An 11,716-nucleotide genomic window follows, 5' to 3' on the forward strand; every position below is an offset into this window, starting at 1 on the left:
CCAAAATCCATGTAATCAATTAGAAGCACTCATTAATGGATTTAACCTTAAATAATACCCTACCACTAAAGAAGTTGTCACTCTTTATTTTTGGGCTTTTTTGTTTTCCTCATTCACATGCTTCACCAAACGGTCACAAAGGTCTTTGATTTCTTCTGCCATGTATTCATCACCGGTACTGTTGAGAATGGACTGTCCCATACCTCCCAAAATATCAATGTAGAATCTTTTCATTTCAACAACTGACATATCTTCGGTCCATAGGTCAATTCTCAGAGTGCTATGGTTTAAATTATCCCATACATTCAGGCTAATACTTTTGGTAGTCTCCATGCCACCGTCTTCTTTATCCGTTGCATCCCATTGAATGTTTTTGGGAAGGTTCTTTTCGTCTAGCTGGACAAGGAATTTTATTTCTGAATTTTTCATTATTGATTTGATGATTTCGTTGCAAAACTAGTTAAAATAAATTTTTGTCCATTTTTGTTCCCATAATGATTTGCTTTATTTCTATTTTTAACCATGCATTGGACAATTTCATTTGATATACCTGAAGGAGGATCGAAAATCAATTATAAATCTTCTGTTTTTTCCATTGGTTCCTGTTTTTCTACCACAATGGGGGAAAAATTGGCTGAAAGGAAGTTTACGATTTTAAATAACCCTTTTGGTACCTTGTTCAATCCTCTTTCAATTGCGCAAGTTATGGAGGATTCAATATTAGAAATGCCGGTGAATACCGATTTGGTATTGGTCAGGGACAGTCTCTACCTACATTTTGGAATGCATTCGGATATAGTGGCATATTCTCAGGATTCCTTGGAAAGACTCATCCAGAAAAAGCAGCGATTGACAAAGCAGCTTTTGGAAAAAGCCAGCCATATTTTGATCACTTTTGGGACGGCTTGGGTATATGAGTATGGAAATGCCGGTCAAGTTGTAGCCAATTGCCATAAGCAGCCTGCAGGGCTATTTGAAAAAAGATTATTACACCAAGAAGAAATACTTAAAGCTTACAGTTCATTTTTTAAAATATTAAGCCAATTCAATAAAAAGGCCAAGGTGTTGATTACCGTAAGTCCTGTGAGACATATTAAGGATGGAATTTCTGAAAATCAATTGAGTAAATCCATTTTACGGTTAGCAGCCCATGAACTTTCGGAAACTTATGGATTTGTGGATTATTTTCCCAGTTACGAAATAATGATGGATGAATTAAGGGATTACAGATTTTATAAAGAAGATATGATTCATCCGAGTGCACAAGCGGAGGAATATATTTGGGAAAGGTTTAAGCAAACCTGGATTGACCCGAAATGTTTTACGCTGATCCAGGAATTCGAGGCTATCAAAAGAGATTTAAACCATAGACCCTTCAATCCTGATAGTCCTGCCCATATCAAATTTTTGGATGGTCTACAAAAAAAACTGGATAGATATAGCAAGGATTTTGATTTTTCAAAAGAGATAGATGCCCTAAGAAAACAGGTACACCACAGGGGAAAGTGAGAGTTGCATAATTTATAAAAGCAAACTTATAAGGCCAAAAACCAGACCCATCCCCATTCCTATGGCCAATTCCTGCAGTGAATGTCTTCCTAATATTAACCTGGACCAAGAGGTTCCCAATGCCAGGATAAAAAACATCATTGCAATCCATAAGGAAAGACTGATAAGGCTTATACTGATATAAAAGGAAATCCCGGCATGTAAGGAGGCTTTGGTTTTAAGGTTTATAAAAGCCATGATCAGCATCATGACTAAAAAATTCAGGGTATTGACTGTCACCGACCAAGGAAATCCGAATAGGTAGAAGATAATCATCAAAAGGATAAATAAGGAAATGGCAAATGGATAGAAACCTTTGCGTTGCTTTTGATCTGATACATCAAAGTTAGAATATTCTCCTTTTCTTAGTTTTTTGAGATTATGGATGATAATGGGTAGGGGAATGAACCCCACAGTTAGAAGGCTGACCTTCCATGCAGTTTCGTTGCTTAAATTTTCAAAGCTCATTAATACCACATATACAGTCCCTATTAGCAGGGGGTGTCCCAAAAAAGATAATAATTTAGCCAGGCTCATTTGGTAACTTCTCAATAAGGTAAAATTTAAATAATTATTCATTGTTTTTTGTCATTAAAAATAGTCCTATGTACCCCTGTTTTACGTATATAATAATGAAAGGACAGAAGACGAAAGCAGCAAAGTCAATGATCCTAAAGGTTGTTTGTGGGATTTTTTTAACTGCTTAAGGTGGCTATTTAAATAGCCACCTTTTTCGAAATTTCAACAGCCAGCAATTTATATCCCAGGTCGGAAGGATGGATACCATCTTCTGAGAAATATTCAGGCGGATAGCTTTCCTCGATATTTTCAAATTCCAATTCCGGTATTTTTTTCTCTAAATTCCTTAATTCTTTGGTCAGAATTCGTCTATGCCAACCAAGAAAAAACCGGATAATCTTTGGCAGTGATGGAAATTGATGAACAGGTGGTATAGGGAAGAGAATTATTTCCCCAACTCCTGGGACTTCTCTTATGAACAGCACAAATTCCAGTATATGCTTGTTGAATTTTCCTGGAGGAGTAAATTTAAAGCAGTCATTGGCCCCTACCATTAACACAGCAGTATTTATTTTATTAGGGATATCAGGTTTTCCGTGTAATAGTAATCTTTTCAGATTTTCTGCTCTAAGGCCATTTTTTCCCAGGTTATACACGGAATGTTTTTTTTTCAATTGATTAAATACATGGTGTGAAATGGTATGACTGGGGGAACTTGCACCTACGCCAGCTACGGTTGACTCCCCAAGGATAAGAATAGATGATTCCTCAATATCACTTTTGAAAACCAAAAAATTGGAATAGGCTGTAAGTTTTGAGATTTTGTTCCTTACCTTTTTACCCTGGTCATATAGAACTGGAAGAATGGGCAGTAATGAAAGCAATTCTAAAAAATAAAACAATCTGTTCCACATATTGGATTTTTTTGATTTGGATTTTAAAAAAAACAAAGGGGATGAAAATTCAACCCCCTGATTTTTTTGCTTTGTACCCTTCCTGGGTCAGTATTTGCACAATTTTATCCCGATGGTCACCCTGAACGAGAATTTCTCCATCTTTGGCACTTCCTCCAACCCCACATTTATTTTTGAGAAACTTTCCCAGCTCTTTGAGGTCATCTTCTGTCCCAATAAAGCCCTCAATTAAAGTTACCTGTTTGCCTCCCCTTGATTTTTTGTCCAGCAATACCTTTAGGTTTTGTTGCTGTGGAGGTAGGGTTAGGATTTCAAAATCTTCTTCTGTATGATAATCAAAGTCCTGACTGGTAGAATAAACTACTCCATCCCGCTTTTTCCAGTCATTATTCTTTTTTTTACCCATGTTATTTTTTCGATTTCATGGTCCATACAGGTCTTTTGGCGGCATTTACTACGTCTTCTGCAATACTTCCGCTCAACAAATGGAGGAATCCTGTGCGGCCATGTGTGGACATAGCAATCATGTCAGCGTTGATATCATCTGCATATTCCAAAATGCCATCTTCTTCCGAAGAACTGTTATAGACCATCATGGAAGTAGGTTTTATTTCAAAATCCTCAATAAAATTGTTGATTTTTTCCATAGAAGTCCGAGTGCTTTCAAACATACTTGGCGTATTGATTTTGACCAAATGTAATTCCGCATCAATTGTTTCTATGGCAGTTTTTAATCTTTTGACTACATCTCCTGGAACTTCATTGAAATCACTTGCGAAGACCACTTTTTTGATGTCATCCGGTGTCACAGATCCTTTAATGGTAATTACAGGACAGGCAGCATTTCTTACCACTTTTTCTGTATTGCTTCCAATGAGCACCTCTTCCAGACCGGAAGAACCTTTACTGCCCATGACCACAAGGTCTGCTTTTATGTCAACTATTTCTTTTGCAATTCCGGCAAATGGATTGCCAAATGCCATTTTGGATTCAAATTTAAAATCCGAGTCTTTAAATGCTTCCTCAAATTCCTTCATTTGCTGCTTTCTTTTTTCAATGAGTTCTATCATAAAAATCTGGGTACCCTCATTACTAAAAGCCCCAGCTTCTCCGAATGAATTAAAACTCTGTGGTGTAGGCAACTCAATGACATGGAAAAGTTTCAATTTGTTTTTTGTTTTCTTTGCAAGTCCTTTTGCAAATTCAAAGGCATACTCTGATTCTTTTGAAAAATCATAAGGTACAAGAATGGTTTTCATATCTTCGGGTTTTGATTGATGTTGGAAAATACAAAAAATCCATCAATCCGAATAAAAACCACCATAAATAATCAAAAAAATAAAAGTCCTATACCAAACAAAATCACCCACATTAAAGTGGATATGGCCATTTTTTTTAGATAAGGATCCAATTCATGGGCTTCCTTTTTTATTTGAACGGATTTGCCAATGAAAATCATCAAGGGTAAAGTAAGAAATGCCAACATACTTCCTTCAGCCTCATTTGTCAAGGCAAATAGCAGTAGGGAGATATTTCCGGCTAAGAGCAAAATCCAGTTATAAAGAATGGCTTTGTTCCTTCCAATCCTGACCGGGATAGATTTTTTGCCTGCTTTTTTGTCGGATTCAATGTCCCTTATATTATTGATATTTAGGACTGCAGTACTGAAGCATCCCAAGGATATGGCTGGCCAAAAAACCTCAACAGATAAATCCATACTATGAAGAAAATAAGTTCCGGCAACACCAAGGAGACCAAAAAACAGAAAAACGGATATGTCGCCAAGCCCCATATATCCATAGGGATTTTTACCTGAAGTATAGGTTATAGCTGCCCAAATGGCCAGAATCCCAAAGCCAAGAAATAAGAAGAAAAGCTTCCAATCCTGTAAAGAAAAGTACAACAAAGAGAGCCCGGAAAATAAGGATAAGGCAGAAAGAATAACAATTGCCCTTTTCATTTCTGAAAGCTCAATCATTCCGGATTGTACAGCCCTGACAGGCCCCTTCCTATCTTCGCTGTCTGCGCCATGTATACTGTCACCATAATCATTGGATAGGTTGGAAAGTACCTGTAAAAAAATAGTCGTCAAAGCCGCCAAAATAAAGACATGCCACCTAAAATTATTGCTGTTGGCAGCAAGAAGGGATCCCATTAAAATGCTGGATAAGGCCAATGGTAAGGTTCTTAACCTGACGGCATGTAACCATGCCTGTTTTTTGTTGGAAATGGTGACGTCCACAGCTCAATTTTTGCAATAAAACTAACAAAAAAACCTGACTCCCTAAGGAGTGCAGGTCTGATTCAAAGTAAGGAGGAATTAGGCGTTAACCAATTTCAAAATTTCCTCATCCATTGGTTTAACCGATGAAGGGAAAAATTTCACCAATTCTCCTTTTTCATTGATAAAGTATTTACAGAAATTCCAGGAAGGTTCTTTATCATTCCAGCCGTTCAAATCTTTGTCAGATAACCATCTGTATAAGGGATCTTTGTCTGCTCCCTTAACTGAGATTTTGTCCATCATGGTGAAAGTTACCCCATAATTTTCAGAGCAAAACTGTTTGATTTCCTTATTGGTTCCTGGTTCTTGCCCACCGAAATTATTCGCCGGGAATCCAATAATGACTACTTTCTCTCCATGGGTTTCGTGTAACTTTTGCAGATCTTCATATTGGGGGGTATAGCCACATTTAGAAGCCACATTTACCAACAAGAGTTTCTTTCCCTTATATTGGGAAAAATCCACTTCGTTACCATTGATGTCTTTCATTTTAAAATCATAGATTGACTTTTGCATGATCAGTTGATCTAAGGAAGTGATGTTTTGAGGGTTTTGTTTTTGTACGCTTGAGGTACATGCAAATGCGATGACCGCAAGCACAAATAATAGTTTTTTCATATTACATTCTATCTGGGACTTTTATACCTAACAACTGCATTCCTCTTTTGATTGTTTTGGCGGTTAAAGAGGAAAGTGCAATTCTAAACGATTGTACTTTAATGTTTCTCTCATTGAAGATAGGCAATTCAGCATAAAATCTATTGTATTCTTTTGCCAAATCAAACATATATTGAGCAATGACTGAAGGGGAATATTCTTCTGCAGCAGTATGGATTTTTTTCTCAAATTCGTTGAGAATAACAATCAGTTCTCTTTCTGCATCTTCCAGATTTTCCAGACCCTCCAAGGCATCTGAACCGTAATTGATGTCAATCTGATCCGCCTTCCTTAAAATGGAGGCAATCCTGGCATGGGAATACTGAATAAAAGGGCCTGTATTTCCCTGAAATTCTATGGATTCCTGTGGATTGAAGAGCATTCTCTTTTTTGGATCAACTTTCAGCAGGAAATACTTTAATGCCCCCATGCCCAAAATCTCATATAATTCCTCAGCCTGTTCAGGGGTGAATCCATCAATTTTCCCCAATTCTTTGGTGTGGGAAGCAGCAGTTTCTATCATTTCCTGCATAAGGTCATCGGCATCAACGACTGTGCCTTCCCTGGATTTCATTTTTCCTGATGGAAGGTCGACCATACCGTAAGAAAGGTGGTAAAGGCCATCCCCATAGGGTCTTCCAAGTTTTCTCATGATTTTAAACAGCACATCGAAATGATAATCCTGTTCGTTTCCTACCACATAAACTGATTTATCAAACCTGAAATCCTCGTACTTAAGTTCGCAGGTTCCCATATCCTGAGTAATATAAACAGAGGTGCCATCTGCCCTTAGTACCAATTTTTCATCCAGACCCTCCTCACTTAGATCAACCCACACAGAACCATTTTCTTTTTTGAAGAATACGCCTTTTTCAAGACCCTCTTCCACAATATTTTTACCTAAAAGATAAGTGTCAGACTCATAATAGAACTTGTCAAAATCAACCCCCATTTTTTTATAAGTCACATTAAATCCATCGTAAACCCATGAATTCATAGTTTTCCAAAGGTCTACCACTTCCTTTTCCCCAGCTTCCCACAAGCGCAACATTTCCTGGGCTTCCAACATAAGGGGAGCGTTTTTCTTGGCATCTTCTTCACTTTGGCCCTTTTCGATCAATTCCTGGGTTTGCTTTTTGTACTCTTTGTCAAAAATTACATAGTATTTTCCTGCCAGATGATCACCTTTTATGCCAGAAGAATCAGGAGTTTCACCGTTCCCAAAGTGTTTATATGCCACCATGGACTTACAGATATGGATTCCTCTATCATTGACAAGGTTGGCTTTAATTACCTCATATCCATTCGCCTTGAGGATTTCAGAGACCGAAAAACCGAGAAAATTGTTTCTCAAATGGCCCAAATGAAGCGGCTTATTGGTGTTAGGACTGGAGTATTCCACCATTACCTTTTTTCCATTGGAAGGGAACTGGCCAATTTGAGGTTTGGTGTAAAGATTTTTGAATACACCCAGCCAGGAAGTTTCATTTACAGAAATATTCAAAAATCCTTTGACCACATTGTACCCCTCAACCGATTTACAGTTGGATTGAAGGAATTCCCCTAATTTAGTACCTGATGCTTCAGGGTTGAGTTTGGTAACTTTCAAAAAGGGAAAAACCACAAAAGTATAGGTGCCTTCAAATTCTTTCCTTGTAGGCTGGAGAGAAAGTTCATTGATCCCAATTTCATGATCAAAGAGTTCTTTGAAAGCTTGTTGTAGGGTTGATATTATTTGTTCTTCAAGATTCATTCTATATTAACTCAGCTTAGGGTACAAAGATTTTAAAATTTTCATTCAAACCGCCAAGAGCGCAATGTTTTTTTGACCCCAATTTCAATTTTCTACTATTGATCCTGGAATAATACAGGATCTATCAATTATTTCCTGATTTCTGATCTTTGTATCCTTTGCGGTTAATCTTTTTAAACCGCCTAATGTAAAGTTAAATAAACCTTTTTAAGCTTAAGAATTGGAAAATTATTGACAGACGCATGCCTGATTTGTTTTTTTTGAGGCTAATTGATTTTCTGTTAAAAATTGTCCACTAAAGATTTGGTAGTGGCTTCAAGAATATCGAAAGCATTTTCAGCCATTAAGTTTTCAGTATCTAAAGTGGGGTTAACTTCAACAATTTCCCAACAGCATACCCTTTTATCCTTTATTAGTTCCTCATTCAGTGCCAGCGCTTCTTCTACTGTAAGTCCATTCGGAACAGGTGTACCCGTTCCCACAGATATGGAGGAATCCAAACTATCTACATCGAAAGAAATGTATATTTGGTCACAATCCTTCAACATCTCAAGCGCCATTTCCGCCACTTTTCCCACTCCAAGCTTCCGGACTTCTTCAGTGGTAAAATTTTTTATTCCATGTTTTTTCATTAAATAATTTTCAGGTTCTTCTGTATCCCTAACCGAAATAAACACAATATCCTCGGCCTTGATTTTTGGGGAATCTCCTCCTATTTTTTTTATTTTTTCCCAATATTGTTTGGTTTCTTCAGAAGGATCATTGACCTGGCACTCAAAATTGTCGGTTTGTATGCACATGGCAAGTGGCATGCCATGCATATTTCCGGAAGGGGTTGTGTAGGGGGTATGTAAATCAGCATGGGCATCAATCCAGATGACACCAAGGCGTTTTTCCGGGTCAGCTGCTTTAATTCCCATGATGGTTCCTGCTGCGGTTGAATGATCCCCTGCCAGTACTATGGGGAATAATTTTTCTAATCTCAATGACTCAATGGTGCTGTAAACGTTTTTCAGCACCTGGTAAACGCCATCTATATATTTGGCATGGGGATGCTTATTACCTTTCCAAAGGAAATTATTTGCATCCTGTACATTTATAGGGTCAAATTTGGTAAAAAAGTCAGACGTTTTATCCAGGCTGGCAATTTTTAAGGCATCAATTCCTAAGCTTGCCCCTCTGGTGCCTGCAGCAATTTCCGAGCGTACTTCCACTAACTTAATGTTTCTCATTGTCGGATTGGGTTTATTTTAATTCAGCTCTAAAGTGGCGCAAAAGTAGCTATTTGAAGCCCAACAAACAAGTTGAAAGAAATGGCTAAGAATTCCCAATGACCAATTACTAATTAGAAATATTCAAAACAAAAAGTGCAGAACTTAAATTCTGAGACTCAGTGCTTGATTTAAATTTAATGCATTTTGCTTTTTAATGATCAAGTGTCCTTATATGAGAGGGTATGGGAGAGAGGAGATTTTTATTTTTTAGAATAAAGAAATCACAAAAACACCTGATGTAAAAATTTTGCATTTTTAATTACATTGGATAAAAAATGAGGTGCTTTTTAACAAGACCTGAAAAAATCCATTAATTAAACTTCGAGCACTTGAAAATCAAAGATAAGATAGGGTGGAAGACGGCTGCCAGTTTGGTGATTGCAAACATGGTAGGTACTGGAGTATTCACAAGTTTAGGTTTTCAGGTAGCAGAAAGCCAAAATACTTGGAGTATTATTTTGTTATGGTCAATTGGAGGTGTAATGGCTCTGATCGGGGCATTTATATATGCGGAATTGGGTACCCACTTCAAAAAATCAGGCGGGGATTACATATTTCTTTCAAGAACAATTCATCCTTTGGCAGGCTATCTATATGCATGGATATCACTTACGGTTGGTTTTTCTGCACCTATCGCTATTGCTGCAATGGCTATGGTACAATATTGGGAGCCTTTAATTGGATATAAAAACAGTCTGACTCTTGGGGTCAGTTCCATTCTTTTGATGAGTATGGTCCATTCCATTTCTGTTTCTCAATCAGGATTTGCCCAAAATATCCTGACCACCATTAAATTATTATTTATTTTATCTTTGATAATTATCGGAACAGCCTATGCATCTGCCTTAGCAGTAAGCAGTTATGATTTTGGATCCTCTTGGACAAGAGAAATTATTTCACCTGGTTTTGCTGTATCCATGATTTTTGTTTTTTATGCCTATACAGGATGGAATTCAGCTGCATACATAGTGGAAGAGATTGAGAAGCCAAGGAAAAACCTTCCCAAGGCACTCATTTCTGCCACATTTCTGGTAATGGTTCTTTACATATTCATTCAACTCGTCATGCTCAAACATGCCAGTATTGAGCAGTTATCAGGTAAAGTACAGGTAGCCACGCTGGCTTTTGGGAATTTATTTGGCAATCAAGGAGTATTTTGGGTAAGTCTATTTATAGGTATACAGTTAATAGCGACCATCAGTGGATATACCTGGGTTGGTCCAAGAATCACCAATGCGATGGCTAAGGAGTTTAGGTTTTGGCGTCCTTTGGCTATTACAAATCAAAGTGGAGTTCCTGTTAGAGCAATTTGGTTCAATACAGGTATCAGTTTGATTCTTATGTTTTCAGGTTCCTTTGAGGCGGTGCTTTTGTATGCCGGATTTGTATTGCAACTCATGGGTACTTTGACCATTTCCGCCTCATTGGCCTTGAAAAAAGCAGAGGGTTTCCGTAGTCCCTTTAAACCATGGCTACAGATAATTTATATCATATTTAGCATATGGATTATGGTATTTATGTTATACGACAGACCTATGGAAAGCCTTTTTGGACTCGGGATCATTTTTATAGGTTTTATTGTATTTTTGTTTGATAAGAAAATTACTGAATAGTAGCTTATGATTGCTTCCAAATTACCCCATGTGGGGACGACTATATTTACTATCATGTCAAAAATGGCATCAGATTACAATGCCATCAACCTTTCCCAGGGTTATCCGGGATTTGATTGTTATCCTTATTTACGGGATTTGGTCAGTGAATATATGCGTAGAGGTTTCAATCAATATGCTCCTATGAGCGGAGTTCCGATATTGAAAGCAAGGATTGCTGAAAAAACCAAGCAAGTCTATGGTGTTCAATTTGAAGCGGAATCGGAGGTTACCGTTGTTTCCGGTGCAACTGAGGCCCTTTTTTCTGCGGTGACAGCTGTAGTAAGGAAAGGAGATGAAGTGATTTTGCTTGAACCAGCCTATGACAGCTATGCTCCTGCTGTAGAATTAAATGGAGGCATACCGGTCTATGTTCCCCTAAAGCTTCCTGATTTTTCTGTAGATTGGGAAAAGGTCAAAGTAGCCATAACAGAAAAAACAAGGTTGATCATGATCAACAGTCCCCATAATCCCTGTGGATATGTTTGGACCCAAAATGATCTGGAAATACTTGCCGAATTGATAAAAGATAAGGAAATTTTCATCATAAGTGACGAGGTTTATGAGCATATTACCTTTGATGGAAGAAAACACCTTCCTCTTTTTTCCCATGAATTATTGAAAAGTAGAACATTTGCCTGTGGTTCTTTCGGAAAGACTTTCCATATTACAGGATGGAAAATTGGTTATTGTCTTGCTCCAAAGGAATTAACAACAGAATTTAGGAAAATCCACCAATTTGTTACTTTCAGTACGTCTACACCTATGCAATACGCTTTAGCTGATTTTTTGGAAGATCCTAGCAGGTATATGTATTTAAATGAATTTTACGAAAGGAAAAGGGATTTATTTTGTGAAGGTTTGAAAGAAACAGCTTTTTCATTCACACCAGCCCAGGGTAGCTTTTTTCAATTGGTGTCCTACAGTCATTTGACCAATGAAAGTGATTTCGATCTTGCAATAAGAATTACCAAAGAAAATGGGGTGGCCAGTATTCCTGTCTCTGTGTTTTATCATAATAAATTAGACCACAAATTATTAAGATTCTGCTTCGCCAAAGATGATGAGGTTTTGGAAAAGGGTCTGGAATTATTGGCTAAAGTCAAATTTTGAAG

Annotated in this window: 12 protein-coding genes; 3 read left to right on the forward strand and 9 right to left on the reverse strand. The window is 37.5% G+C overall.

Annotation, left to right across the window (positions count from 1 at the left end; genetic code table 11):
* Positions 1–84 precede the first annotated feature (84 nt).
* Positions 85–429 (reverse strand): gliding motility protein GldC, encoded by a 345-nt coding sequence (gldC, locus tag ACFSKV_RS04075; protein WP_380800580.1) that lies wholly within the window; start codon positions 427–429, stop codon positions 85–87.
* Between the two features lie 93 nt (positions 430–522).
* Here gldC and ACFSKV_RS04080 point away from each other — a divergent pair, with 93 nt between their 5' ends.
* Positions 523–1,509, forward strand: coding sequence for a GSCFA domain-containing protein (locus ACFSKV_RS04080; RefSeq protein WP_380800581.1), 987 nt, complete (start codon positions 523–525; stop codon positions 1,507–1,509).
* Between the two features lie 12 nt (positions 1,510–1,521).
* Here the strand turns inward: ACFSKV_RS04080 and ACFSKV_RS04085 are convergent, their stop codons facing one another.
* The 8 genes from ACFSKV_RS04085 to rocF form a co-directional block, all read right to left on the reverse strand.
* Entirely contained in the window at positions 1,522–2,127 is a 606-nt protein-coding gene (locus ACFSKV_RS04085) for a hypothetical protein (RefSeq protein ID WP_380800582.1), read from the reverse strand.
* Between the two features lie 137 nt (positions 2,128–2,264).
* Positions 2,265–2,981, reverse strand: coding sequence for an SGNH/GDSL hydrolase family protein (locus ACFSKV_RS04090; protein ID WP_380800583.1), 717 nt, complete (start codon positions 2,979–2,981; stop codon positions 2,265–2,267).
* Between the two features lie 49 nt (positions 2,982–3,030).
* Positions 3,031–3,387 carry a translation initiation factor gene (locus ACFSKV_RS04095; RefSeq protein WP_380800585.1) on the reverse strand — a complete coding sequence of 119 codons (357 nt, stop codon included), beginning with the start codon at positions 3,385–3,387 and terminating at the stop codon, positions 3,031–3,033.
* Position 3,388: 1 nt separating this feature from the next.
* Positions 3,389–4,240 (reverse strand): universal stress protein, encoded by an 852-nt coding sequence (locus ACFSKV_RS04100; RefSeq protein WP_380800587.1) that lies wholly within the window; start codon positions 4,238–4,240, stop codon positions 3,389–3,391.
* Positions 4,241–4,311: 71 nt separating this feature from the next.
* On the reverse strand, positions 4,312–5,223 hold the full coding sequence (locus tag ACFSKV_RS04105) for a 1,4-dihydroxy-2-naphthoate polyprenyltransferase (protein WP_380800588.1): 912 nt from the start codon (positions 5,221–5,223) through the stop codon (positions 4,312–4,314).
* Positions 5,224–5,301: 78 nt separating this feature from the next.
* Positions 5,302–5,883, reverse strand: a complete 582-nt coding sequence (locus tag ACFSKV_RS04110) for a glutathione peroxidase (RefSeq protein WP_380800589.1) — start codon at positions 5,881–5,883, stop codon at positions 5,302–5,304.
* Position 5,884: 1 nt separating this feature from the next.
* Positions 5,885–7,675 (reverse strand): arginine--tRNA ligase, encoded by a 1,791-nt coding sequence (argS, locus tag ACFSKV_RS04115; RefSeq protein WP_380800590.1) that lies wholly within the window; start codon positions 7,673–7,675, stop codon positions 5,885–5,887.
* A gap of 281 nt (positions 7,676–7,956) precedes the next feature.
* Positions 7,957–8,907 carry an arginase gene (gene rocF / locus ACFSKV_RS04120; RefSeq protein ID WP_380800591.1) on the reverse strand — a complete coding sequence of 317 codons (951 nt, stop codon included), beginning with the start codon at positions 8,905–8,907 and terminating at the stop codon, positions 7,957–7,959.
* 371 nt (positions 8,908–9,278) lie between these two features.
* Between rocF and ACFSKV_RS04125 the strand changes: the two genes are divergently transcribed.
* The gene (locus ACFSKV_RS04125) at positions 9,279–10,562 is read left to right on the forward strand and encodes an APC family permease (protein ID WP_380800592.1); all 1,284 of its coding nucleotides are present in this window, start codon (positions 9,279–9,281) and stop codon (positions 10,560–10,562) included.
* Positions 10,563–10,568: 6 nt separating this feature from the next.
* The gene (locus ACFSKV_RS04130; protein ID WP_380800593.1) at positions 10,569–11,714 is read left to right on the forward strand and encodes a methionine aminotransferase; all 1,146 of its coding nucleotides are present in this window, start codon (positions 10,569–10,571) and stop codon (positions 11,712–11,714) included.
* Positions 11,715–11,716: the final 2 nt, after the last annotated feature.

Source organism: Shivajiella indica, from assembly GCF_042683085.1.
Lineage (GTDB): Bacteria > Bacteroidota > Bacteroidia > Cytophagales > Cyclobacteriaceae > Shivajiella > Shivajiella indica.

What these genes read in the sequence shown, in the direction of transcription:
- gldC (WP_380800580.1), bottom strand. Translation starts at nt 429, where the DNA reads ATGAAAAATTCAGAAATAAAATTCCTTGTCCAGCTAGACGAAAAGAAC.
- ACFSKV_RS04080 (WP_380800581.1), top strand. Translation starts at nt 523, where the DNA reads ATGCATTGGACAATTTCATTTGATATACCTGAAGGAGGATCGAAAATC.
- ACFSKV_RS04085 (WP_380800582.1), bottom strand. Translation starts at nt 2,127, where the DNA reads ATGAATAATTATTTAAATTTTACCTTATTGAGAAGTTACCAAATGAGC.
- ACFSKV_RS04090 (WP_380800583.1), bottom strand. Translation starts at nt 2,981, where the DNA reads ATGTGGAACAGATTGTTTTATTTTTTAGAATTGCTTTCATTACTGCCC.
- ACFSKV_RS04095 (WP_380800585.1), bottom strand. Translation starts at nt 3,387, where the DNA reads ATGGGTAAAAAAAAGAATAATGACTGGAAAAAGCGGGATGGAGTAGTT.
- ACFSKV_RS04100 (WP_380800587.1), bottom strand. Translation starts at nt 4,240, where the DNA reads ATGAAAACCATTCTTGTACCTTATGATTTTTCAAAAGAATCAGAGTAT.
- ACFSKV_RS04110 (WP_380800589.1), bottom strand. Translation starts at nt 5,883, where the DNA reads ATGAAAAAACTATTATTTGTGCTTGCGGTCATCGCATTTGCATGTACC.
- argS (WP_380800590.1), bottom strand. Translation starts at nt 7,675, where the DNA reads ATGAATCTTGAAGAACAAATAATATCAACCCTACAACAAGCTTTCAAA.
- rocF (WP_380800591.1), bottom strand. Translation starts at nt 8,907, where the DNA reads ATGAGAAACATTAAGTTAGTGGAAGTACGCTCGGAAATTGCTGCAGGC.
- ACFSKV_RS04130 (WP_380800593.1), top strand. Translation starts at nt 10,569, where the DNA reads ATGATTGCTTCCAAATTACCCCATGTGGGGACGACTATATTTACTATC.